At 74.1% G+C, this 22194-nt stretch carries 27 protein-coding genes; 19 read left to right on the forward strand and 8 right to left on the reverse strand.

All coding sequences use genetic code 11. The features are described from left to right. Positions 1–98: 98 nt before the first annotated feature. The 18 genes from DKT68_RS14105 to DKT68_RS14190 all read left to right on the forward strand — a co-directional run bounded on the left by DKT68_RS14105 (position 99) and on the right by DKT68_RS14190 (position 11473). Complete coding sequence (locus tag DKT68_RS14105; RefSeq protein WP_109817859.1) at positions 99–1109, forward strand: ATP-binding cassette domain-containing protein; 1011 nt, start codon at positions 99–101, stop codon at positions 1107–1109. Beyond that, positions 1106–2122: an ABC transporter permease subunit gene (locus DKT68_RS14110; RefSeq protein ID WP_109817880.1), complete on the forward strand. Its 1017-nt coding sequence runs from the start codon at positions 1106–1108 to the stop codon at positions 2120–2122. The genes DKT68_RS14105 and DKT68_RS14110 overlap by 4 nt, the downstream gene beginning before the upstream one ends. A 106-nt stretch (positions 2123–2228) precedes the next feature. Beyond that, complete coding sequence (locus DKT68_RS14115) at positions 2229–2633, forward strand: DUF3263 domain-containing protein (RefSeq protein ID WP_109817860.1); 405 nt, start codon at positions 2229–2231, stop codon at positions 2631–2633. A gap of 198 nt (positions 2634–2831) precedes the next feature. After that, positions 2832–3491 (forward strand): hypothetical protein, encoded by a 660-nt coding sequence (locus DKT68_RS14120; protein ID WP_109817861.1) that lies wholly within the window; start codon positions 2832–2834, stop codon positions 3489–3491. Then, a complete protein-coding gene (locus DKT68_RS14125) occupies positions 3488–3883 on the forward strand; it encodes a phage holin family protein (protein ID WP_109817862.1) in 396 nt (131 codons plus the stop codon). The genes DKT68_RS14120 and DKT68_RS14125 overlap by 4 nt, the downstream gene beginning before the upstream one ends. Positions 3884–3905: 22 nt before the next feature. Further along, entirely contained in the window at positions 3906–4613 is a 708-nt protein-coding gene (locus DKT68_RS14130; protein WP_109817863.1) for a DUF3618 domain-containing protein, read from the forward strand. Then, positions 4582–5472: a hypothetical protein gene (locus tag DKT68_RS14135; protein ID WP_109817864.1), complete on the forward strand. Its 891-nt coding sequence runs from the start codon at positions 4582–4584 to the stop codon at positions 5470–5472. The genes DKT68_RS14130 and DKT68_RS14135 overlap by 32 nt, the downstream gene beginning before the upstream one ends. Before the next feature lie 138 nt (positions 5473–5610). Beyond that, complete coding sequence (locus DKT68_RS14140) at positions 5611–6120, forward strand: GNAT family N-acetyltransferase (protein WP_109817881.1); 510 nt, start codon at positions 5611–5613, stop codon at positions 6118–6120. Positions 6121–6400: 280 nt separating this feature from the next. Beyond that, positions 6401–6802, forward strand: a complete 402-nt coding sequence (locus tag DKT68_RS14145; RefSeq protein WP_109817865.1) for a hypothetical protein — start codon at positions 6401–6403, stop codon at positions 6800–6802. Next, the gene (locus DKT68_RS14150; protein ID WP_236646890.1) at positions 6799–7992 is read left to right on the forward strand and encodes an SRPBCC family protein; all 1194 of its coding nucleotides are present in this window, start codon (positions 6799–6801) and stop codon (positions 7990–7992) included. Before DKT68_RS14145 ends, DKT68_RS14150 begins: the two co-directional genes overlap by 4 nt. Beyond that, entirely contained in the window at positions 7989–8336 is a 348-nt protein-coding gene (gene gvpJ / locus DKT68_RS32800) for a gas vesicle protein GvpJ (RefSeq protein ID WP_201749033.1), read from the forward strand. The genes DKT68_RS14150 and gvpJ (DKT68_RS32800) overlap by 4 nt, the downstream gene beginning before the upstream one ends. A gap of 1 nt (position 8337) precedes the next feature. Further along, positions 8338–9093, forward strand: a complete 756-nt coding sequence (locus tag DKT68_RS14160) for a GvpL/GvpF family gas vesicle protein (protein WP_109817866.1) — start codon at positions 8338–8340, stop codon at positions 9091–9093. Between the two features lie 3 nt (positions 9094–9096). Then, positions 9097–9420 (forward strand): gas vesicle protein GvpG, encoded by a 324-nt coding sequence (locus DKT68_RS14165; protein ID WP_109817867.1) that lies wholly within the window; start codon positions 9097–9099, stop codon positions 9418–9420. Beyond that, the gene (locus tag DKT68_RS14170) at positions 9386–9718 is read left to right on the forward strand and encodes a gas vesicle protein GvpO (protein WP_109817868.1); all 333 of its coding nucleotides are present in this window, start codon (positions 9386–9388) and stop codon (positions 9716–9718) included. Before DKT68_RS14165 ends, DKT68_RS14170 begins: the two co-directional genes overlap by 35 nt. A 1-nt stretch (position 9719) precedes the next feature. After that, a complete protein-coding gene (gene gvpJ, locus DKT68_RS32805; RefSeq protein ID WP_146218366.1) occupies positions 9720–10103 on the forward strand; it encodes a gas vesicle protein GvpJ in 384 nt (127 codons plus the stop codon). Then, a complete protein-coding gene (locus DKT68_RS14180; RefSeq protein WP_109817869.1) occupies positions 10087–10914 on the forward strand; it encodes a GvpL/GvpF family gas vesicle protein in 828 nt (275 codons plus the stop codon). The genes gvpJ (DKT68_RS32805) and DKT68_RS14180 overlap by 17 nt, the downstream gene beginning before the upstream one ends. Further along, the gene (locus DKT68_RS14185) at positions 10911–11123 is read left to right on the forward strand and encodes a gas vesicle protein (protein ID WP_109817870.1); all 213 of its coding nucleotides are present in this window, start codon (positions 10911–10913) and stop codon (positions 11121–11123) included. The genes DKT68_RS14180 and DKT68_RS14185 overlap by 4 nt, the downstream gene beginning before the upstream one ends. Then, positions 11120–11473, forward strand: a complete 354-nt coding sequence (locus DKT68_RS14190) for a gas vesicle protein K (protein ID WP_109817871.1) — start codon at positions 11120–11122, stop codon at positions 11471–11473. Before DKT68_RS14185 ends, DKT68_RS14190 begins: the two co-directional genes overlap by 4 nt. A gap of 45 nt (positions 11474–11518) precedes the next feature. Here DKT68_RS14190 and DKT68_RS14195 read toward each other — a convergent pair whose 3' ends face one another. The 8 genes from DKT68_RS14195 to DKT68_RS14230 form a co-directional block, all read right to left on the reverse strand. Next, positions 11519–12451: an SMP-30/gluconolactonase/LRE family protein gene (locus tag DKT68_RS14195; RefSeq protein WP_109817872.1), complete on the reverse strand. Its 933-nt coding sequence runs from the start codon at positions 12449–12451 to the stop codon at positions 11519–11521. A gap of 105 nt (positions 12452–12556) precedes the next feature. Beyond that, on the reverse strand, positions 12557–14794 hold the full coding sequence (locus DKT68_RS14200; protein WP_109817873.1) for an AAA family ATPase: 2238 nt from the start codon (positions 14792–14794) through the stop codon (positions 12557–12559). A gap of 36 nt (positions 14795–14830) precedes the next feature. After that, a complete protein-coding gene (locus tag DKT68_RS14205; RefSeq protein WP_109817874.1) occupies positions 14831–15364 on the reverse strand; it encodes a hypothetical protein in 534 nt (177 codons plus the stop codon). Between the two features lie 39 nt (positions 15365–15403). Then, on the reverse strand, positions 15404–16165 hold the full coding sequence (locus DKT68_RS14210) for a GTP-binding protein (protein ID WP_201749034.1): 762 nt from the start codon (positions 16163–16165) through the stop codon (positions 15404–15406). Continuing rightward, the gene (locus DKT68_RS14215) at positions 16143–16619 is read right to left on the reverse strand and encodes a DUF742 domain-containing protein (RefSeq protein WP_109817875.1); all 477 of its coding nucleotides are present in this window, start codon (positions 16617–16619) and stop codon (positions 16143–16145) included. Before DKT68_RS14215 ends, DKT68_RS14210 begins: the two co-directional genes overlap by 23 nt. After that, positions 16616–17089, reverse strand: coding sequence for a roadblock/LC7 domain-containing protein (locus tag DKT68_RS14220; RefSeq protein WP_109817876.1), 474 nt, complete (start codon positions 17087–17089; stop codon positions 16616–16618). The genes DKT68_RS14215 and DKT68_RS14220 overlap by 4 nt, the downstream gene beginning before the upstream one ends. Beyond that, positions 17086–19857, reverse strand: coding sequence for a sensor histidine kinase (locus tag DKT68_RS14225; RefSeq protein WP_109817877.1), 2772 nt, complete (start codon positions 19855–19857; stop codon positions 17086–17088). The genes DKT68_RS14220 and DKT68_RS14225 overlap by 4 nt, the downstream gene beginning before the upstream one ends. Continuing rightward, positions 19847–21037 carry a hypothetical protein gene (locus tag DKT68_RS14230; RefSeq protein ID WP_109817878.1) on the reverse strand — a complete coding sequence of 397 codons (1191 nt, stop codon included), beginning with the start codon at positions 21035–21037 and terminating at the stop codon, positions 19847–19849. The genes DKT68_RS14225 and DKT68_RS14230 overlap by 11 nt, the downstream gene beginning before the upstream one ends. 374 nt (positions 21038–21411) lie before the next feature. On the opposite strand from DKT68_RS14230, the gene DKT68_RS14235 reads away from it, so the two are divergent. After that, positions 21412–22194, forward strand: a 783-nt coding sequence (locus tag DKT68_RS14235; RefSeq protein WP_146218367.1) for an alpha/beta hydrolase, incomplete at its 3' end; no start/stop codon positions are given.

Raw genomic sequence — 22194 nt, forward strand, 5'->3', positions numbered from 1 at the left:
CCACCCCCATCGGCGCGTCGGTGCATACCGCGTATTGCGCTCGTCTGCATACCGCGTATGGTGTCGGCTGTCACGCCCACCATCGGGGGAGGTGCAGCTTGCCAGCTGTCCTGGAGATCGAAGGTCTACGTAAGACGTACAAGAGTCGTCGACGCGGCACCCGCAACGCGCTCGACGGCTTCGACATGCGGGTCGACGCCGGGCAGGTGCACGGCTTCCTGGGCCCCAACGGGTCCGGCAAGACCACCACGCTGCGTACCCTGCTCGGCCTGATCCGGCCCGACGGCGGCCGGATGGCGCTGCTCGGGCACGAGGTGCCCGGCGCGCTGCCCACCGTCGCCGGCCAGGTCGGCGCGATCGTGGAGAGCCCGCAGTTCTTTCCGCACTTCTCCGCCCGGGACACGCTGTCCCTGCTCGCCGGGGCCGGCGAGGTGCCGGCCGCGCGGGTCGACGAGGTGTTGGAGCTGGTGGGGCTGCGCGACCGGGCCGGCGAGCGGGTCAAGACGTACTCGCTGGGCATGAAGCAGCGGCTCGCCGTCGCCTCCGCCCTGCTCAAGAACCCGAAGCTGCTCATCCTCGACGAGCCGGCCAACGGCCTCGACCCGGGCGGCATCCGGGAGATGCGCACGCTGATGCGGACCCTCGCCGAATCCGGGATGACCGTGGTGCTGTCCAGCCACATCCTCGGCGAGATCCAGCTGATCTGCGACTCGGTCACCATCATCTCGCTGGGCCGTCGGGTCGCCTTCGGCCCGGTCGACGAGGTGCTCGCCCAGCACTCGTCCGGCGCGGTCCGGGTCCGGCTCGAGGCGGTCAGCGACCTGCCGGCGGCCACCGACGCGCTCACCCGGGCCGGGGTCCGGGTCACCGGTCATCCGGACCACCTCATGCTGGCCGGGGTCGACAAGCCGGCCACGGTGACCCGGCTGCTCGCCGAGAACAACCTCTACGTCAGCGAGCTGGCCCCGGTCGCCGTCGACCTGGAGAGTGTCTTCCTCGAACTGACCGCCACCGCGCCGGTACCCGGTCAGCACCGGCAGGTCGACGAGTCCACGAAGGTCGGTGGGACGGGCCAGCCCGGCCCCACCGGGGGAGGGTGGGGCGCGTGAGCCTCTATCGTACGGAGCTGCGCCGGCTGGCCAAGCGGCGCTTCACCCGCTACATGTCGCTGCTCGGCCTGCTGGTGCTGGCCGCCGTGGTGATCGGGGTGTTCTTCACCAACGAGAAGATCGGCGCCGACCAACTGGCCCGCGCTGAGCGCCAGGCCGAGCAGAACTACCAGGAGCAGGTCACCTGGGCCAAGGAGGCACGCGCCTCCTGCGAGCAGGCCAAGTCCGCCGGTACGGCGAACGACGGCCGCTATCCCGAGGACTGCTCGGTGATCACGCCGCCGCCCCGGGACCAGATCCAGGCGGAGTGGTTCCTGCCCTCGACGTTCAACTTCCGCGAGACGTTCGCCGAGACGCTCATCCCGTTCGCGGCGATCCTCGCGCTGGTCGGCTTCGTCGTCGGCGCGTCCTTCATCGGTGCCGAGTGGAGCACCGGCGGCATGATGAACCTGCTGCTCTGGCGGCCGAAACGGCTCACCGTGCTGCTCACCAAGCTGGCTGCGCTGCTCACCGGCATCCTGGCGGTGACGCTGCCCGCGGCGGTGCTCTGGTTCGCCGGGTTCTGGGCGGTCGCCTCGTTTCGGGGCAGCACCGAGAAGATGACCTCCGGCGTCTGGCAGTCGTTCGCCCTCACCGGGCTGCGCGGCGTGGTGCTGGTGCTGGTGCTCACCACCGTCGGCTTCGCGCTGGCCTCGCTGGGCCGGCACACCGCGATGGCGCTCGGCGGAGTGGTGGCGGTGATGGTGGTCGGCCAGTTCGGTCTCGGCATCCTGCTGTCGATGGCGAGCGTGCGGTTCGCCGAGGCGTGGCTGCTGCCCACGTACGCGCTGGCCTGGATGACCAAGAAGGTCACGCTCCAGGACTGGAACTCCTGCAACGCGAACTACAGCGGGGAGTGCGAGCCGAACACTTTCGACATCACCTGGCAGCAGTCCTCCGTACTGCTCTCCGTCGGCGTGGTGGTGATCCTCGGCGCGGCCCTCTGGGCGATGCGTCGGCGCGACATCTCCTGACGGGCACGGCACGGCGCGGCCGGCCCGGCCGTCGGGGTTCCCGGCGGCGCGGGGCCGGCCGCGCCGGCTGCTGCGACCCGGGCCGACCCTGGCTAGGCTGAGCGCCATGCCCGCCGACGCCACCCCGACCTCCCCCGAGCCGTCCACCGAGGCTCGTCCGGGCGACGTCGCGGCTGGTGGCGGGCCGACCGTCCCGACTCCCCGGCCGGCGCCTCCCGTCGAGAGCACCGCTGATCCCGCCCCGGACGCCGGGGGCGACGCCGTGCAGTCCGCCCCTCCGGCGGGGCTGACCGAGCGCGAACGGGCCATCCTCGCCTTCGAGCAGCAGTGGTGGCGGCACGCCGGCGCCAAGGAGCAGGCCGTGCGGGACACCTTCGGGGTCTCCTCGACGCGGTACTACCAACTGCTCAACGGGCTGTTGGACAATCCGGCGGCGCTGGCCGCCGACCCGGTGCTGATCGGCCGGCTGCGCCGGCTCCGCTCGTCGCGCGCCCGCAACCGCCGTCGCTGACCACCGAAACCTCATTTTCTTCGCAGGTCGTCGTCGCAGGTCGACGGCCTTGCCGGCGCCGGGAAACGCCCGGTACCGCTCGTCACCGGCTGTCCGGTTCGCCCAAGCCACCGGAGGCATGTCGCCAGGTCCGACGGGTAGGCGGCAGGCGTCCCGGGTTGCTGCCACGCGGCTCCGGGCTGACGGAGGGAGCGGGCTATGACGGGTACAAACCCGAGCCGGCCACCACAGGGTGCGACCGGCACCGGACAACAGGCCCGGCAGGAAGCGTCCCGGGTCGGACACCAGACCGCGCAGGCCGGCGGCCAGGTCGCGCACGCTGCCGCCGAACAGGGCGGGCAGGTCGCGGCGGAAGCGCGCCAGCAGGCCCGGCACATGGCCGGCGAGGCCACCGGCCAGCTGCGTGAGCAGGCCCGGACGCAGCAGCAACGAGCTGTCGACGGGCTGCGCGACCTGGGCCAGGGGCTCAACTCGATGGCCGAACGGGACGGCGACTCCGGTATGGCCGGTCAGGTGGTGCGCCGGGCGGCGGACGCCGCCCAACGTGCCGCCGGTTGGCTGGACGGACGAGAGCCCGGTGAGGTGCTGGACGACGTGCGCATGTACGCCCGGCAGCATCCGGGCACGTTCCTGGCCGGCGCGACGGTGGCCGGTCTGCTGCTCGGGCGGCTCACCCGTGGTCTGACCAGCGCCGGCGGCGGAGGGATGTCCGGCGGCCAGGCGGCGCCGCAGTCCCAGGCAGCCAGGCCCCAGCCGTACGAGCAGGCCGACCGGCCGTACGCCGGGACGGAACGGGTGGGGAACGTGTCCCCGACCGGTGCGCCGGCGCGGGACCTCCCGGGCGGGGTGGCGCCGTGAGTGCCCCGGAGAAGGAGCGGACCCAGGCCTCGGTCGGCGACCTGCTGGGCGACGTGACCCGGGACCTCTCCACGCTGATGCGCAAGGAGGTCGAGCTGGCCAAGGCCGAGCTCCGCGAGGAGGCGACCCAGGCCGGCAAGGCGGGCGGCATGTTCGGCGGGGCCGGACTGGCCGGGTTCCTGGCCGTGCTGTTCGTCTCGTACGCGGTGTGGTGGGGGCTGTCCAACGCCATGGACCAGGGCTGGGCGGCGCTGATCGTCGCGGTGATCTGGGCCGTCGTCGCCGGTGGCCTCTTCATCAACGCCCGGACCCAGCTGAAGCAGGCGCGTGCGGTGCTGCCCCGGACGAAGCAGACCGCCCGGGAAGTGCCGGACGCCCTGCGGGGCCGGTGAACGAGTCGGGAGGGAACAGATCATGTCCAGTGATCCGGATCGGATCCGGCGGGAGATCGAGACCACCCGCAACGAGTTGAGCAGTGACGTCGACGCTCTGACCGACCGGGTCAACCCGCGTCGGATCGCCGGTGACCGCGTCGGGCAGGCCCGCGGCGTGTTCGCCCGAGCGAAGGAGAAGGTGATGGGCAGCTCGAGCCACATGGGGCAGGAGGCCAGCCAGCGGATGTCGCACGTCGCCGGTTCGGTACGTGACGAGACGCGGTCGCTCGGGGAGCAGTCCCGGGGCGCGGTGTACTCGGTGCGTGACGAGGCGCGCTCGCTGGGCCGGCAGTCCCGGGGCGCGGTTGAGTCGGTGCGCGACGAGGCGCGCTCGCTGGGCCGGCAGTCCCGTGAGCAGGCGCAGGGGAACCCACTGGCCGCTGGCGTGGTCGCCTTCGGCGTCGGTTTGCTGGCCGCCTCGCTGCTTCCGCCGAGTGGCCGTGAGCGGCAACTCGCCGGCCGCGCCCGGGGCATGGTGAGCGAGCACTCCGACCAGCTGCGCGAGCAGGCGAGCCAGATGGGCCACCAGATGCAGGACAACCTGCGGGAGCCCGCACAGCAGGCGGCGCAGTCGGTGCGGTCCACGGCCGCGCAGGGCGCGTCCGCGGTCCGGGACCAGGGCCGGTCGGCCACTGGTCAGGTGCAGGGCCAGGCGCATGCCGCCGCCGACGACCTACGGCAGCGCTGACCCGGCCCGGGGGCCGGCGCCGGTGATGCGGGTACGCTCCGCGTCCGCGCCAGCCCCCGGCCGGCTGGTCAACGAGGACCTGGTGTTCCGGTTCGGCCCTCTGGTCGGCGTCCTGGACGGGGCGACCGTGCCGGAGGGCTTCGACACCGGTTGCGTGCACGGGCCGGAGTGGTACGTGCGGCACCTGGCGGCCCGGCTCGGCGTGGCCGAGGCGGCACGACCGTCGGCCAGGCTGACCAGCAATCTCGCCGCCGCCATCCTCGCCGTCCGCGCCGACCACGGGGGGCGGTGCGACCTGGATCATCCTGGCACCCCGTCCAGCACCGTGTGCCTGTTGCGTGATTGCGGCGACCAGGTGGACTATCTGGTGCTCTGCGACAGCCCGCTGGTGCTGGACACAGGCGGTCAGGTCACCGTGGTCACCGATGACCGGTTGGAGACGGCGATGGCCGACCTCCGCCGGACCGTCGCCACCGTGCCGGCCGGCGGGGCCGACAGGGCCACCCGGTTCCGGCACGCGGTGGGCGTACAGCGGGAGCGGATGAACCGCACGCACGGCTACTGGGTGGCGGCGGCCGACCCGGACGCGGCCTTCCACGCGGTGACCGGGACGCTGCCTCGGCGGGGGCCGGCCGCCGTGCGGCGGGCCGCCCTGCTGAGCGACGGCGCGTCCAGCGCGGTCGAGCAGTTCGGGTTGACCGACTGGGCCGGACTGCTGGACATGCTGAGCGTCGACGGGCCGGGGGCGTTGCTCGACCGGGTCCGGGAGGCTGAGCGCGACCACCCCGACCGGTTGCGCCGGCACAAGCCCACCGACGACGCGTCGGTGGTGTTCTGCGAGTTCGGGCCTGCGGCCTGAGGGCCCACCGGTCGGCCGGGTGACGACGGAGCGTGAGGTGGAACACCAGGCCGCCGACCGGCCGGTACCGGTAGCCGGACCGCCAGTGGATGCCCAATGGGGTGGACTTCGGCCGATGAGGGCGGCAGACTGCGGCACGTGGCGGGTGCGGTCCGGCTGGAGCCGGTGGACGAGCAGAACCTGGAGCCATTGCTCTCCGTAGCGGCCGCCGAGGCCGAGCCGGGTGAGGTGATGCCCCCGGTCGAGGCTCCCGCCGGCTGGTCGCTCGCCCGCCGCGAGGCGTTCCGCGAGTTTCACCGGGCGAGCTTCGGCGGCCTGGACGGGCCGACCCGCTCCCAGATGTACGCGATCCTCGTCGGTGGCGAGGTGGTGGGCATGGTCCGGATGACGCGGTGTGACGAGCCGGGCACGGTGGAGACCGGGATGTGGCTCGGTCTCTCGGCTCGGGGGCAGGGCGTCGGTGCCACCGCGCTGCGCGAGTTGCTGAACGCCGCCGCCCGGGCCGGCATGCGGGCCGTGGTGGCGGAAACGACCCCGGACAACGTCGGCGCCGTCTCCGTCCTGAAGAAGTGCGGCGCGAAATTGCGCGAGCGGGGCGGAAAGGTGCGCGCCGAAATCTGTCTCGATTCGACGCCCCCAGCCCTCTGACGCAGTTTTTTTAGTTTCGTCTCCTCTGGCATCGTCCCAGGTGGTCCGCGCCTGGCGTCCAGTCTGGGCTGCCCCGTTCCCCTTTTCCGAATTCCGTTTGCCGGCTCGGCCGAAAATCGCCGTAACGGTTTCGGGGGAATGTCGCCGGGTACTGCCCGCCGGGTCCGCAGACACACGGGACGCCTGATTGAAGGCACGGTTCGCGCCCATTCCCCGGTAGCCCTTCTCCGGCCCGCGACCGGCCAGGCGTCCGGACCCTCCGGGGAGCGAAGGAGAGCTCATGAAGACCGGAACACGAATCGGACTGGCGGTGGGCTTCGGCTACCTGTTGGGCCGCCGCCGCAAGATGCGCACCGCGCTCACGCTGGCCGCCGCAGTCGCCGCGGGGCGGGCCAGTCGGGACGCGGGCGGGCTGCTGAAGCGGGGAACTGACGTCCTGCACTCGTCCCCCCACCTGAGCAGTCTGACCCGCCTCGGCGGGCCACTGGTCAACGCCGGCCGGTCTGCCGCGAGCGCGGCGGCCGGCAGCGGCGTCGACGCCCTCAGCGGCCGGCTGCGCAGCTCCGCCGACGCGCTCCGCAGCCGTTCCGGCAAGCAGGGCGGCGACGAGGGCGCCGATCGCGGTGACACGGCGGACCGGACCGAGCAGGACGACGCGACCGGGCAACGGCGGGGGCGGTGACCGTGGCAGAGAACACCAACCCGGGCGGGCTCGGCGACAAGTTCCGCGGCCAGTTGGCCGGCGAGGTACGCAACCTGGCCGAGGCGATCGGCGAGCGGGCGATGACGGCGGTGACGGACCGGATCACCGGCGCGACGGGCCGACTGAGCGAGTACGCGCGCCAGGGCGGCGGACCCGGTCTGATCGCCGCCGCGACCGGCGCGCAGAAGCTCGCCGAGGGTCACTCACCGGTGAAGGCGATGGTTCACGCCGGGATGGCCGGCGGTAAGGAGAAGGTGATGTCGGCTCTGGGCCGCGTGGGCGGAAAGGGTGGCGGCAAGGGCGGGAAGAAGCAGAAGGTCACCAACATCGTCGAGACGATCGAGGTCGGCGTGCCGGTGCGGGCCGCGTACAACCAGTGGACGCAGTTCGGCGACTTCCCGAGCTTCATGAAGAAGGTCGAGCAGGCCGAGAACGACTCCGACGAGAAGATGACCTGGAAGGCGCAGGTCTTCTGGTCGCACCGGACCTGGGAGTCCACCATCATCCGGCAGGTGCCGGACAGGCTCATCCACTGGCGGTCCAAGGGCGAGAAGGGCTCGGTCGACGGGACGGTCAGCTTCCACGAGATCACCCCGGACCTGACCCGCATCCTGGTGGTGCTGGAGTACCACCCGCAGGGCCTCTTCGAGCACACCGGCAACCTGTGGCGTGCCCAGGGCCGGCGGGCGCGGCTGGAGTTGAAGCACTTCGTCCGGCACGTGATGACCGAGGTGGCGCTCGACCCCGACCAGGTCGAGGGTTGGCGCGGCGAGATCCGCGACTCCCAGGTGGTCAGGGACCACGAGACCGCCGTCCGGGAGGAGCGCGAGCAGGCCGAGCAGGACGAGGAGCGCGAGCAGCCCGAGGAGCGCGAGCCGACCGGGGAGGAGCCCGGGCGCCGACCCGCCGGCCGGCTGCGCCAGCGCCCGCCGCGGCGACCGGCCGAGCCGGAGTACGACGAGGAGTACGAGGCCTACGGGGACGGCTACGACGAGGGCTACGCGGACGAGCCCGACGAGGAACCGCCGCCGCCGCGTCGACGCGCCCCGGAGCGGGCCCGCCGCCCCGAGCCGCGTGACGAGCCACAGCGGCCCCGGCCGCCGGTCCGGCGTGGACCGGAGCCCCCGCGCCGACCCGTGGTACGCCGTCGCCGGGAGGAGGGCGAGTGACCCTGGTATCCGGCGACGGCGCCGCTGGCGGAGCCCTGGAGCGTACGGGCTCCGGCGGGCTCGCCGACGTGGTGGAGACGGTGCTCGACAAGGGCGTGGTGATCGACGCGCAGGTGAGCGTCGGGGTCGTCGGCATCCCGCTCGTGCAGATCAACGCCCGGGTGGTGGTGGCGAGCATCGAGACGTACCTGCGGTTCGCCGAGGCGGTCGACCGGCTGGACATCGCCCCGGACGACGCCGGAGGGCTGGCCGGCCTGGTCGGCGGCGTCACCGACGCCGTCTCGGACGTTACCGGGTCGGTGCGCGACGTCGCCGGCGACGTGCGGGACCTCGGGAGGAGCTGACATGGCGGACGAGACGGGACTGTTCATCTACGGCGTGGTGCCGGCCGACGTGGAGGCGACGCCCGACGCGGCCGGGGTTGGCGACCCACCGGGCGAGGTGGCGGTGATCCGGCACGGGGACCTCGGAGCCCTGGTCAGTGAGGTGCCGCTGGACGCGCCGCTGGGCCGGTCGGCGGATCTGCGGGCGTACCAGGAGTTGCTGGACGGAACGGCGGCGGTGGCGCCCGTGCTGCCGGTGCGGTTCGGCACGGTGGTCACCGGGCCGGACGCGGTTCTCGACCTGCTCCGACCGCACCACGACCGGTTCGCCGCCGCGCTCGCCGAGTTCGAGGGCCGGGCGCAGTACGTCGTGCACGGCCGCTTCGACGAGCGGACGCTGCTGCGCGGCGTGCTCGACGAGAATCCGGCCGCCGCGAGGCTCGCCGAGCAGGTACGCGGCCGTCCCGAGTCAGCGAGCCGTGAGCACCGGATCCGGCTGGGCGAGCTGATCAGCCAGGCGGTGGAGCTGCGCCGCGAGACGGAGAACCAGCGGCTGCTCGAGGCCACGGCCGACCACGTCGTCTCCACGCAGCTGCGACCGCCCAGCCACGAGCTGGACGCCGCGCACCTGGCCCTGCTGGTCGACACCGACCGGGAGGCCGCGCTGGTCGACGTCCTGGAGGAGTACGCGCAGCACCGGCGGGGCCTGCTGCGGCTGCGACTGTTGGGCCCGCTCGCCCCGTACGACTTCGTCGCCGCGCACCAGCTGGCGGGCTGACCGGTGGACCTGCTCTGGGCGTTGCTGACCCTGCCGTACGCGCCGGTGCGCGGGCTGACCGCGGTGGTCGGGGTGGTGGCGCGGGAGGCGGAGGCGCGGCAGCGGAACCCGGTCAACGTCCGGCGCGAGTTGGAGGAGCTGGACGCCACGGCGGCCGCCGGTGACCTCACGCAGGAGGAACGCGACCGGGCCGAGCAGCGGGTACTGGACCGGCTCACCGGCGGCGTGAGTCGTCCCAGGGAGCCGTCGCGCCCGGCCCGGCGCCCTCCGGCACGTGAGGGAGGTGTGCGCGATGACCGACGACGACGTCCGGGCCGGGCGGCGTGACCCGGCTGCCGAGGACTATCCCGACGAGGAGTACGTCGAGCCGGTGTCGGCGGCCGAGGCGGCCCGGGCCGGGCTGCGGCAGCTCGTCGAGCTGACCGGCCGGGAGGCGTCCGGGACCGTCTCCCTGGAGGCCACCGACGATGGCTGGCTGGTCGGGGTGGAGGTGGTGGAGGACCGGCGCATTCCCTCCTCCACCGACCTGCTCGGCCTCTACCAGGTGGAGCTGGACATCGAGGGTGGGCTGCTCGGCTACCGGCGGGTGCGGAGCTACCAGCGCGGGAAGGGTGAGGTGGGCTGAGATGACCGCTGGGCAGCAGCCGTCGGTGGTGCAGAACTCCGGCCAGGTTCTGCCCGCCGGCCACGAGCCGGCGAACCTGGGTGACATCCTGGAGCGGGTGCTCGACCGGGGCATCGTGATCGCCGGCGACATCCGGGTCAGCCTGCTCGACATCGAGCTGCTGACGCTGAAGCTGCGGCTGGTCATCGCGTCCGTCGACACCGCCCGGCAGATCGGCATCGACTGGTGGGAGCACGACCCGTGGCTCAGTTCGCGGGCCCGGCCACCGGTGGAGCCGGGACCGCGTGACCCGGAGCAGGTCGAGGCGGAGCGCCGGCCCCGGGTGGCGGCCCGCGCGCGGCGCCGGGACGCCGAGGTGGAGGAGTGGGATGAGTTCGACGGTTGAGGTGATCGCTGGCCGGCCTGTCCCGGCCGCCGGGGCCTGGCTGCACGGTGTGGTCCGGGACGTCGAGCCCGAGGTGCTGGCGACGATCCCGGGGATGGACGGCGCTCCGGTGCGCGCGGTGTCCGCCGCCGGGCTGCTCGCCGTGGTCAGCGCCGCGCCACTCGACGAGTACGGGGAGCAGCCGCTGCGCCGCAACCTGGAGGACCTGGCCTGGCTGGAGCGGGCGGCGCGCGCGCACCACGGCGTGGTCGAGGCGTTGGCCCGTCGGGGGCCGGTGGTGCCGGCCCGGCTCGCCACCGTGCACACCGACGACAGCCGGGTGGCCGGCTCGTTGGCCGCGTGCCGGGCGGAGCTGGTCGCCACCCTGGACCGTCTCACCGGCCGCGGTGAGTGGGGGGTGAAGGGCTACCTGGTGCCGGGTGTGGCGGCCGCGAGCGCCGAACCCGTGGGGACCGGCGGGGTGGGCACCGCGTACCTGCGCCGGCGTCGGGCCCAGCTGACCGCCCGGGAGGAGGGCCAGCAGGCCGCGAGCGCTGCCGCGGAGGCGGTGCACGCCGCGCTGTGTGAACTGGCCGTGGCGGGCCGGCGGCACGCGCCGCAGGACCGGCGGCTCTCCGGGGCGTCCACCGCGATGGTGCTCAACGGGGCGTACCTGGTGGACGATCCGGCGCTGCCCCGCTTCACCGACCTGGTCGCCGCGTTGGGCAGCCGGCATCCGGGGATCCGGCTGGAGCTGACCGGCCCGTGGCCGGCGTACTCCTTCGTCGCGGAACGGGCGGAGCCGGCGCTCACGGTGCGGGAGCCGCGGTGACCACCGCGCTCGCGCCGAGCAGCGCGGACGACCCGCTGGCCTACCGGCCGGTCGCCCTGGTCGACCTGCTCGACCGGGTGCTCGCCACGGGGGTGGTGATCAGCGGCGACATCACCCTGGCCATCGCCGAGGTCGACCTCGTCCGGATCTCCTTGCGCGCGCTGGTCGCCTCGGTCGGCGCGCTGGCCCCGCCGGAGGACGCCGGATGACCACCCGGGACGAAGCGGCCGAGCTGGCCGCCGCGCTGGGAGCGGAGTCCTGGCAACCGCCCCGCGTCACCCCGCTGGACCGCCGGATCGCGGTGGACCGCGACTCGGTCGAGCGAGGGCTGGCGAGCCTGGTGCTCACGATCGTCGAGTTGCTGCGGCAGCTGATGGAGCGGCAGGCGCTGCGCCGGGTCGACCTGGGTGACCTCACCGAGGAGCAGGTCGAGCGGATCGGGGTGACGCTCATGGCGCTGGAGGAGCAGATGGTCGGGTTGCGGGAGCACTTCGGTCTGGCCCCGGAGGATCTCAATCTGGACCTCGGCCCACTCGGTCCGCTGCTCCCCACCGACTGACGGCCGGCGGCAACCCCGGAAGGGGGCTGCCGCCGGCCGCTGGGATCAGGCCGGCACCCGGACGATGTCGTAGTCGGTCTCCGGCGTGGATTCCACGTCGAACCGGCCGTTCACCACGTACAGCGCCGAGCCGAGCAGGTCACCGGTGGCCGGCACCCGCAGCTGCGGGCCGGTGATCTCCCGCTGCACCACCCCGGCGGTGTACCCGGCGTTCAGCCGGACCACAGCGATGACGCTGGTCAGGTTCCGGATCACGTAGAGGGTGCGGCCACGCAGCACCAGCCCGTCGGCCCGCTCCACCGAGTAGCCACCGAGGTCGACGAGGCGGCTGCTCCCGGTGCGCGGGTCGATGCGGACCAGCCTGCCGGGCAGCATCTGCGCGACCAGCAGATCACCGTCCGGCAGCGCCACGATCCCGTTGTGGTACGCGTCCGGCGTGGCGGCCGGACCGGTGAGCGGCAGCACCTGGAAGGCGGTTGCGGCCGGCAGCCGGCCACCCCGACCCAGCGGCACCACGTACAGCACCTGCCGGCCGGAGTCGGTGAAGTACACCGCCCGCTCGGTGATCACCAGGTCGTTGACGTAGCTGCCCGGCTCGTCGGTGAACTGGTAGTGGGCCAGTTGGGCGCCGGTCCCGGCGTCGTAGACGCTGGCGCCGCCACCGGAGAAGTCGGCGGTCCACAGCCGGCCCTGCTGGTCGAGCTTGAGGCCGGCCTTGTCCTTGCCCGGCACGCCGGGGATCAGCACCGAGCCGCGCCCGGTACGTAAGTCACCACGCCACACCGCACCGTCCAATATGGACCCTACGTACACGGTGGTGCCCCGGCCGATCGTCAGCCCCTCGGGGGTGAACCCGTTCGGCAGGGCGATCCGGGCCGGGAACGGCTTCGTCGGATGGGCGGTCGCGGGCGAACCGACCGTGACGAGGGTGGCCGCCGCCACCAGGGGAACGGCGAGAAGAGCGAGCAGCTTGCGCAAAAAACACCGCCTGACGTCGTCGTGGATATCTCCACTGAGGAATGTGCCGTCCTAGGAACACCCTGGGCCCGCGGAAAGGTTGACTCCCGGATCAGTTCCGTACGGTCAGCCGCGATCGGCCGCGTACCGGGCCAGCCAGGCGACCTGTGCCGGGTCCAGCGACGGACGGACCCGACGCCGTGCCGTGGCGACGTGCGTGGAGGTGACGGTGGCGGCGGTCAACGACTCACGCATCGCGGCCAGCGCCGCCTCACGGACCAGCGCCGCGCAGTCCGCCGCGGAGAAACCATCCAGCTCCTCGCCGAGCGTGGCCAGGTCGACGTCCGGCGCCAGCGGCACCTGCCGGGAGGTGGCCCGCAGGATCTCCGCGCGGGCCGCCCCGTCCGGTGGAGGCACGTAGACGAGCCGTTCGAGCCGACCCGGCCGCAGCAGTGCCGGGTCGACCAGGTCGGGCCGGTTCGTCGCGCCGACCACCACCACGTTGCGCAGCGTCTCCACCCCGTCCAGCTCGGTGAGCAGCGCGGCGACCACCCGGTCGGTGGTCCCGCCGTCGCTGGCCTGGCCGCGTACCGGCGCCAGCGCGTCCACCTCGTCGAGGAAGATCAGCGTCGGGGCGGCCTCCCGGGCCCGGCGGAACAACTCACGGACGGCGCGTTCGCTCTCGCCCACCCACTTGGAGAGCAGCTCGGCACCCTTCACCGAGAGCACGTTCGCCCGCCCCGACCCGGCGAGCGCGGTCACCAGGTACGTCTTGCCGCAGCCCGGCGGGCCGTAGAGCAGCACGCCGCGCGGCGGCTGCACGCCGAGCCGGGCGAACGTGTCCGGGTACGTCAGCGGCCAGAGCACCGACTCGGTCAGCGTCTGCTTGACCTCGACGAGGTCACCGACGTCGTCCAGGGTCACCGAGGCCAGCTCCAGCGTGGACGCGGCCATCGTGGTCGGCCGGACCACCTCCAGGGCGGCGCTGAAGTCGGCCATCGACACGGTGGGGGTCTCGGCCGACTTCTGCCGCAGCGCCGCCCGTACCCCGGCCTCCCGCACCAGCGCGGCCAGGTCCGCCGCGACGAAACCGGGGGTACGCCCGGCCACCTCGTCCAGCCGGACGTCGTCGGCCAGCGGCACCTGCCGCGTCAGCACGGTGAGCTGCTCCCGGCGCAGCGCCGGGTCGGGTAGCGGAATGCTGATCCGCAGCGACAGCAGGTCCGGCGCGCGCAGTGCCGGGTCGACCGCCTCCGGCCGGCCGGTGGTGCAGACCACGGCGGCACCCGCCCGGACGGTCTCCGCGAGCACCTGGCGGAACACCGTCGCCACCGGGCCGGGCTCGTCCGCCGGAGCGAGCGCCTCCACGTCGGTGACCAGCAGCACCGCGGACCCGCCGGCGCGGGCGGCCGCCGCCACGGCGCGCAGCCGGTCGGCGGCCGCCTGGTTGGCCAGCGCGGCCACCTCCGGCGCCCAGAGCGGGTGGACCCGGGCGCCGACCCGGGCCGCGACCGCCCGGACCAGCGCCGACTTCCCGGAGCCGGCCGGCCCGCCGAGCAGCACCCCCAGCGAGATGGTGGTGCCCAGCCGCCCCAGTACCTCCCGGTGGTGGAAGCCCAGGTCCAGCAGCTCGGTCAGTTCCTCGGCCTGCGCCCGCAGCCCGGGCAGCTCATCGATGTCGGGAACGTCGTCCTCGATCGTCGAGGGTGCCGTCACGCCGGCCGGCCGGTGGCCGCCCGCGACCGGCCGCGCCGCCGGGGTGAGCCGGCCGGGGGTGGCGCCGTGGGTCACCGGGCCGTGCTCCCAGCCGACCAGCGTGTCCATGGTGACCAGCGCACCGGCGGCCGGCTCGACCGCGACCACGGTGAGCAGGGTGCTGGTCCAGGCGAACCCGACCGTGTTGGCGAGGCTGCGCCGGGCCGCCTCGATCAGGCTGCGCACCGAGGCGTCCGGCGACACGTCCTGCGGCAACAGCGAGACGTCGTCGCCGGCGGTGACCACCTTGCCCAGCAGGGCGAGCCGGAGCATCTCCGGACTGACGGCCGCGACCACCTCCACCGGCCCGGCCAGCGTGACCCGGCTCGCCGGGGTCAGCGGCAACGGGGTCACCCGCACCTGACCGCCGTCGTGGATGCCGAGGTTGCCCAGCGTCAGGTCGTCCGCGTACAGCAGGGCCGTGCTCGTGCCCGGCTGGGCCGCCGCCACGATTCCGGCCGTCTCGCGTCTGCCGCCCAGCCGGACCGGGTCGCCGGGGCGCAGCCCCAGCGCGGTCAGCACCTCCGGGTGCAGCCGCACGATGCCCCGTCGGGCGTCCAGCGCCGCCGGCCGCAGGCTCGCCGTCAGGGTCAGGTCGGGTTGCGCCACCGCCCGACCGTAGCCGCCGTGAGCCAGTCCCGTCGGTCAGCGCCGCGGATCCAGCTCGTCCAGCAGCGACGGGTCCCGCCGGATCAGCTCGGCCAGCCGGGCAGCCGGATCCGGGGTCAACCCGTCCGGGCCGGGCGCCCAGGCCGGCACCGTCCGGCCGGACAGCGGCCAGGCCGGGGGAGGCTCCGCCGGGGCCGCCGAGGGCTCCGGGCCGACCGTGACGTCCGGGCCGTCCCAGGAGATCCGCAGGGCGTACGTCCGCCCGGCGTGCTCGACGCGCACGGTCACCGCCAGCCCGGGGTGAGCGCCGACGACCTGGCGTACGGCCTCGGCCACCTCCTCGACCGGGCCCCACCCGCCCACCTCGCCGTGGCTGTCCCGCCCCGCGTGCCGGGGGTCGTGCCGGCCCGGCCCGGCGTTGCGGGCGTCGGTGCGGCCGCTCCCGGGGTGGGCCGCTCCACCGGCCGGACCCGACGGTGGTGCGGTGTCGTCGCGGTCGTCGGCACGCCGGCGCAGCGCCTCCTCGCGCCGAGCCAGCCGGGCCAGCGTCTCGTCCAGGTCGCCCCTCACCGGATCACCCCTTCCCCGCCGTGGCCGGAGCCGGTCTGCTCAGGCCTGTCTGTCCCGGGTGGCCCGGTCCAGCGCACGATCCAGGACGACCAGCAGGGCGTCCCGCACCGACAGCCGGTCCCGGGCGTCGAACTGCACCAGGGGTACATGGTCTCCGATGGTCAGCGCCCACCGGATCTCACCCAGCTCCAGAGCCAGCCGCCCGTCGAAGGCGTTGACCCCCACCACGAACGGCAGCCCCGCCCGCTCGAAGAAGTCGATCGCCGGGAAGCAGTCGTCCAGTCGGGCGCTGTCCACCACGACCAACGCGCCGAGCGCGCCCCGGGCCAGGTCGTCCCACATGAAGCCGAACCGCGTCTGCCCCGGCGTGCCGAACAGGTAGAGCTTCAGGCTTCGGTCGATGGTCACGCAACCGAAGTCCATCGCCACCGTGGTGGTGGTCTTGGCCGACCGGACGCCCGGGTCGTCCACGCCGATCCCGGCGGTGGTCATCTCGGCCTCGGTGGTCAGCGGCGCGATCTCCGAGATCGCCCCGACCGTGGTGGTCTTGCCCACCCCGAACCCACCGGCGATCAGGATCTTGACCGGGACGGGTGGCGCGGCCGGTGGCCGGACCGGTGGCGGCGCGGAGCCGGTGCCGGCCGGCGGCTGGTACGGCGGCGGTGGCGCGGCCGACGGCGGGGCGGCACGCCCGATCGCGGGACCGGTGACCGGCGTCGTGCCGTAGCGGGCGGCGGCGCTGTTGCCGGCGAGCCCCCCGAGCGGGGCGCCCGGCCATTCAGGAGATCGCACGGAGTCCATCAATCACTCGCAGGATGAGGTTGGGGTCGAAGGCGTCGTCGGCGTCGGTGACGTGCACGTCCAGGTGCCCGGCGGCGCGCAGGTCGCCGACGAGGACCCGGGTCACGCCGAAGTGCAGCCGGGTCCGGGCGGAGAGTTCGGCCACCGAGATCGGCTCGGCGCAGAGCGCGATGATCGCCTGGAGCTCCGGCGCCAGCAGGACGGCCGGCACGGTCCACGGGCCGTTGTCCGGGCGGACGGTCACCTGCGTCTCCAGCCCGATCGCCGGATCCGCACCGGCCACGCGTCCCGAGGTGAGCACGAACGGCCGGGGAACGGAGGGCCAGCCCGCACCCGCCTCCGGTGCGGGTGCCGCCGGCGCGCCGCCCTCGGTCGAGGGCGCCGTGCGCAGGTAGGGACGGATCCGGGCCCCGGGTTCCGGGTCCGGATCCTCGCCGGCGACGTCCCGCGTCATTGCTGGACGGCGTTCTTCAACTCGGCGATCAGCCGCGGACTGAGGGCGCCACCGGCGCGTCCGGCGAAGAGCGTCATCTCGTACGCCACGGTGCCCAGGTTCGCCGACCGGTCGGCGACGACGCCGAGCACGGATCCGCTGCTGATCGCGCTGATCAGCAGGTATCCGTCGGCCATGTCGACGATCACCCGGTTGAGGCCGCCGAGGGCGTACCAGCTGGCGGCGCCGCCGGCGAGGCTGGTCATGCCGGAGACGACGGCGGCCAGCCGCTCCGCGTTGGACCGGTCCTTGATCGCCGACATGGCCATCAGCAGCCCGTCCGAGGAGACCGCTATGGCCTCCAGAACCCCGGCGGTGCTGGAGGTGAAGGAGTCCAGCAGCCAGTTGAACGTGCGGGCCTCGGGGCTGAGGTCCCCGGCCGCGCCGGACTGGTTCTGGTCGACGTTTTCGTGCAGGAAGGGGCTGGTCACCGTGATGATCCTTCTTCGTTCCGGCGGTCTGAACTGACTTCGCGGAGAGCACGGGCGACGCCCGCCTCGAACTCGGTGATGAGATCGCGTACCTCGGCCGGGTCGCCGAGGTGCGGGCTGGCCGGCTGGCAGGGCGGCGTGGCGGTGAGGTTGGCACCGGGTACCCGCCGGCTCAGTCGGGGCCGCTCCGGCGCGGCCTCCCTCGGACCGGTGGTGTCGGCCACCGTGGGGCCGAGACCACCCGGTGTGGCGGGCAGGTCGACCGTCACGTTCGGGTCCGCCACCGCGGGCTCGACGCCGCCGGTCGGGTCGGTGACGGTCCGCATCGACCAGTGCCCGACGCGGTGACCGGCGTCCGGGGGCACACCCAGCTCGGCCCGGCGTACGCCGGACTGGAACGCCTCGACGAGCGCCCGCGCGGCGGCCGGGTCGGCGCCGGTGGCGTTCACCGGCCCGACCGGCGCGGAGCCGGCGGGCAGGCTGGCCCCGGGCACCCGTTGCCGGACCCGTGGCCCGGTGGGCGTGGCCGATGGGTCCGGGCTTTCCGTGGCCGAGCCCGGCGCGGTGCGGTCCGGGTGCCGGGCGTCGGCGATGCCCCGGCCGCTGCCGGCCGTTCCACGAGGTGGCCGGCGGGGCAGACCGGAATCGGTGGCGGGAAGGTCGACCGGGGTGCGAGGCGTGGTGGTGGCGGCGTGGACCGGTGGGCTGATCTCCGCCGCGCCGGCGCCGAACGCATCCCAGGACTGACCCGATTCCAGGCTGCGGGTGGCCCGGCTGAGCAGGTCGGAGTCGAAGGCGGCCGGTGCCGCCGAGGCGGTGAGCGATCTCGTCCGTTGGGCGGGGTCGAGCGCGGCAGGGGAGCGTCGGTCCCGGTCCGGCACCGCGGCCCGGGCGACGGTGGCCCCCGCCCGGTCGGCGCGGCGCAGCACCAGCGAGGCGGGCGGGATCTCCAGCCGGGCGGTCACCCCGCCGCCGTCGGTGGCGGTCAGACTCACCCCCCAGCCGTGGCGGCGGGCCAACCGGCCCACCACGAACAGGCCGAGCACCTCGGTCGGCGCGAGGTCGAGCCGTTCCCGCCGGGTGAGCCGGGCGTTCTCCTCGCCCAGCCGCTGCTCGCTCATCCCGATGCCGTGGTCCACCACCGTGATCCGGGCACCGAGGCCGGACGACTCGCCCGTGACCAGGACCCGGGTGTGCGGCGGGGAGAAGATGGTGGCGTTCTCCATCAGCTCGGCCAGCGCCAGAACGAGGTCGCCGACCACAGCCGGCGCGGCCGAGATGCCCGGAGGCACCCGCACCTCGACCCGGGTGTAGTCCTCGATCTCACCGAGCGCCAACCGGACCACGTCGGCCAGCGGCACCGGCGCGGTGTGCGCGTCCGCCCCGGCCGCGCCGGAGAGCACCACGAGGCTGCCGGCGTTGCGTCGTAGCCGGCTGGAGATGTGGTCGAGCCGGTACAGGTGCTCCAGCCGGCCCGGGTCGGCCTCCTGCTGCTCCAGCCGGTCGATCAGCGCGATCTGCCGGCCCACCAGGTTCTGGGTACGTCTCCCGACGTGGCCGAACATCTGCGCCACGTTGCGCCGGCCGGCGACCTGCCGCTCGACCAGCCGCGCCGCGGTGCTCTGCACCCGGTCGAAGGCGCGGGCCAGATCGCCGATCTCGTCGTTCGCCCGGATGTCCACCGGATCCAGCCGGACCGGTTGGGCGTTCTCCGTCTCGTCGTCGGTGACCCGGACGAGCTCCGCCTCGGCGACCCGGGCGACCCGGTCCGCGGAACGGGTGAGCCGGGTCAGCGGCCGGGCCACCGTGCGGGCGACGGCCGTGCTGAGCAGCACCACCAACGCCAGGATCAGCGCCGCGGCGCCGCCGACCAGGTAGGCGGCGGTCAGCGCCCGCCGCTGCTCGGCGGTCACCTCGGCGAGCACGTCGGCGACCAGCTTCTTCTCCACGAACTGGCCGAGGCGGATCATCGAGCGGACGGACGGGAAGAGCGCGTCCAGTGGCACGTCGCGGATCGCACCGGCCGGGTCCCGGGCGCTGGTGACCAGGAAGTCGGGGCTGGTACGGGCGGCCACCGCCACGTCGTTGAGCCGGGCCACCTTCAACTGCTCGGGCGTGATCAGGCTCCGGAAGCGCTGGTTGTCCACCTGGAGGGCGGCCATGCAGGCCACGTACCCGGCGCTGGCCTGCGGGCTGGCGGTCGCCTTGACCAGCACGATGAGGGTGGCGCAGATGCCCAGCTGCTCGTCGGTGCGCAGCAGCCCGTCCAGGGCCAGCACCTGACGACCCGGCCGCGTGTCGGTGTCCACGCTGAACGCCAGCCGCAGCGACTCGATCATCCCCCGGTTGACCGGACCGAACGCGTCCATCACCTGGGTCGGGCTCGCCGAGCGGGCGAGGACGGCGGTCCGCAGGTCGACGAGGCTGGACACCCCGTAGAGGGCGTGGTCGACCCGGTCGGTCAGCGCGTCGCTCCCCTCGGTCCGCAGGTCGGCGACGCGGTCGTCCACGTCGGCGGTCTTGCGGACCAGCTCGGCGCGTTCCACCCGGCCGAGCAGGAAGCCGACCGAGAGGATGCGTTCCTGCTGGAGGTCCTGCACGAGGCTGCCGACCCGGCTGGCGAGCCGTACCCGGTCGGCGATGTCGCTGGCCCGCTGCGCCGCGGCCACCCGGTCGAGCACCACGGGCACGGCGAGGCCGACCATGCTGAGCAGGGGGATCACCACGAGCAGGGCGAGTTTGCCGCGGATCCGGAGCCTAGCGAGCATCGAACGGCCCCCACTGGACGGGTTCCGGGTCGCCGGCCGCGCTGACCGGTTGCAGTTGTCGCGGGTCGCCGGGCCGGCCGGGGGTGGCGGTCGGCTGCCAGAGGTCACCCGACGGTGGGGCGTCCGGGCTCTCCGGAAGCGCGGCGGCCATGGCAGCCCGGCGCCGGGCCCGTCGGCTGGCGGCGATCAGCAGCGCGGCGAGCCAGCCCAGCAGCAGCGTCGCGACCAGCCCCGCGCCGGCGGCCAGCCAGCGGTCCCGGTCCAGCCCGTCGATCCGCTCGACCAGCAGGGCGTCCAGCTCACTGAGGATGACCGGCTGGAGCTGGAGGGCGGCGGTGTGCGTGTTGAGCCGGGCGGCGGCCAGCGGGCCCGGGTCCAGCGTGCCGGCGCCGGCGGACGGGGTCGAGTACGCGGCCAGCGCCTCCACCGAGCGCTGGTACGTGTCCAGCGGGGTCAGCACGTTCGCGCCCAGGTCGGTGCTCTCCGAGCTGTCCACCGCCGAGCGCAGGTTGTCGACGAGGTCGGTGGCGGGCGTCAGGGCGGCCGCCCGCACGGCGGTCAGCTCGATGAGGCTGCGGGTCCGCTCGGCGGCGGGGCGGCGGGGGGCGAGTGCGCCCAGATCGGCGAGCCGGCCGGCCAGCACCACCGCCTCGGGCAGCTCCTGACCGGCGCTGTCCTGGAGGAAGAAGGAGTCGGCGCCCGCGTCGCGCACCAGCCCGGAACTCTCCCGGACCTTGCGGTGCAGGGCCAGCAGCAGGTCGGTGAGCTCGCCGTACGCCGTGTAGGCCGCCTCCGGGTCGGTGGGGCCGCGGTCGCGCAGCGCCTCCAGTTTGGCTCGCAGCCCGTCCCAGCGTTCCTGGCTGCGCAGCTCGTCGCCGATCCGGGCGTCGACCGCGGCGGCGTCCTCGACCGCGCGGGTCAGCGCCTCGTCGCTGGCGGGACGGCCGTTGACCGCGGCGGACTGGGCCTCCACCAGCGCGTCGGTGACCGGGGCGAGGGCGCGGAGGTACTGCACGCCGAGCCGTTCCCGGGCGGCCAGCTCGCGGTCGTCGCCGGTGTGCCGCCAGGTCTGCGCGAGGAGCAGGCCCACCGGGGCCAGCAGTGCTGCGATGAGCAGCAGCGGAAGCAGCCGGCCCCACATGGACGGCCGTCGACGGACCCGCGGCGCGGGGACTGTCATGGTGTTTCTCCTCCGGCGTCGGACGGGGGGTCGGCGCGGTGTCGGGGTTGCCGACGAGTCCCGTGCACCGGACCGGAAAACTAACCGAACCGCCCGTTGTCCACCCCCTCACCGATGAGTCAGTTTTGCGTCAGTTCGAGCGATGTCACTTTTCGTCCGGGTTGCCGGCACGCTGTGTTCCATCGGCGGGTGTGACATGAAGGGATCGAGGTGGATATCCGCGGAAGATCGGAATTCACGGGATCCGAACTCGACTCGCTGTGCCGCGCCGGACGGTGCGCGGTCGCATCGTGCCGAGCGCCGATCGGAGCAACCGGACGGACGTACGGCGGATCTCAGCCAACGCTCAGCCTGCGAGCCGTACCGTGTGCCGCATGAGATCGCCGTCGCCGGCCGCGTGGTTCCGGCGTGCCCTGCCCACCCGCCGTCGCGCGATCGCCGCGGCGGCGGTCGTCGTGCTGCTGGCCGCCGCCGTGACCTGGGCGGTGTGGCCGCGAGGATCGGGCGTACGCACCGAGAGCGCGATGCTCACCGTCCGCTCCGGACCGTCCGGCGACCAGCCGGTGGACCTGGACACCACCTTCTACCTGCCGGCCGACGCGTCGTCCGGTCGAAAGGTGCCGGCGGTGCTGCTGGCCCACGGGTTCGGCGGCACCAAGGAGTCGGTGCGTTCCGACGCGGAGGAGTTCGCCGGGCGCGGCTACGCGGTGCTCACCTGGACCGCGCGGGGCTTCGGCCGCAGCGGTGGCGAGATCCACCTGGACAGCCCGGACCACGAGGTACGCGACGCGTCCCGGCTGCTGGACTGGCTGGCCGCCCGGCCGGAGGTGCGCACCGACGCCGCCGGCGACCCGAAGGTCGGTGTGGTCGGCGGCTCGTACGGCGGTGGGTTGGCGCTGCTGCTCGCCGCTCAGGACCGCCGGGTCGACGCGATCGTCCCCATGATCACCTGGAACGACCTGTCCCGGGCGTTCCTGCCGGAGAGCACCGGCGGGGCGCCGACCGAGGGCGTGTTCAAGAAGGGCTGGGCCGGCCTCTTCTTCGGCGGGGGCGGCAACGTGGGCTCGGGCCCGGCCGGCCTGTCCGGCGGGACCGCGGCCCAACCGCAGGGGGCGCCGGCCTCCGCGGGCCCGCCCAGCCCCGGGCCGGGCCCGAGC

The organism is Micromonospora acroterricola (assembly GCF_003172955.1).
GTDB lineage: Bacteria > Actinomycetota > Actinomycetes > Mycobacteriales > Micromonosporaceae > Micromonospora > Micromonospora acroterricola.

Coding starts and splice junctions, on each gene's coding strand:
- DKT68_RS14160 (WP_109817866.1), top strand. CDS start 8,338: ATGGCGGACGAGACGGGACTGTTCATCTACGGCGTGGTGCCGGCCGAC.
- DKT68_RS14135 (WP_109817864.1), top strand. CDS start 4,582: ATGCCGCCGCCGACGACCTACGGCAGCGCTGACCCGGCCCGGGGGCCG.
- DKT68_RS14115 (WP_109817860.1), top strand. CDS start 2,229: ATGCCCGCCGACGCCACCCCGACCTCCCCCGAGCCGTCCACCGAGGCT.
- DKT68_RS14180 (WP_109817869.1), top strand. CDS start 10,087: ATGAGTTCGACGGTTGAGGTGATCGCTGGCCGGCCTGTCCCGGCCGCC.
- DKT68_RS14120 (WP_109817861.1), top strand. CDS start 2,832: ATGACGGGTACAAACCCGAGCCGGCCACCACAGGGTGCGACCGGCACC.
- gvpJ (WP_146218366.1), top strand. CDS start 9,720: ATGACCGCTGGGCAGCAGCCGTCGGTGGTGCAGAACTCCGGCCAGGTT.
- DKT68_RS14230 (WP_109817878.1), bottom strand. CDS start 21,037: ATGACAGTCCCCGCGCCGCGGGTCCGTCGACGGCCGTCCATGTGGGGC.
- DKT68_RS14190 (WP_109817871.1), top strand. CDS start 11,120: ATGACCACCCGGGACGAAGCGGCCGAGCTGGCCGCCGCGCTGGGAGCG.
- DKT68_RS14130 (WP_109817863.1), top strand. CDS start 3,906: ATGTCCAGTGATCCGGATCGGATCCGGCGGGAGATCGAGACCACCCGC.
- DKT68_RS14145 (WP_109817865.1), top strand. CDS start 6,401: ATGAAGACCGGAACACGAATCGGACTGGCGGTGGGCTTCGGCTACCTG.
- DKT68_RS14215 (WP_109817875.1), bottom strand. CDS start 16,619: ATGACGCGGGACGTCGCCGGCGAGGATCCGGACCCGGAACCCGGGGCC.
- DKT68_RS14210 (WP_201749034.1), bottom strand. CDS start 16,165: ATGGACTCCGTGCGATCTCCTGAATGGCCGGGCGCCCCGCTCGGGGGG.
- DKT68_RS14170 (WP_109817868.1), top strand. CDS start 9,386: ATGACCGACGACGACGTCCGGGCCGGGCGGCGTGACCCGGCTGCCGAG.
- DKT68_RS14225 (WP_109817877.1), bottom strand. CDS start 19,857: ATGCTCGCTAGGCTCCGGATCCGCGGCAAACTCGCCCTGCTCGTGGTG.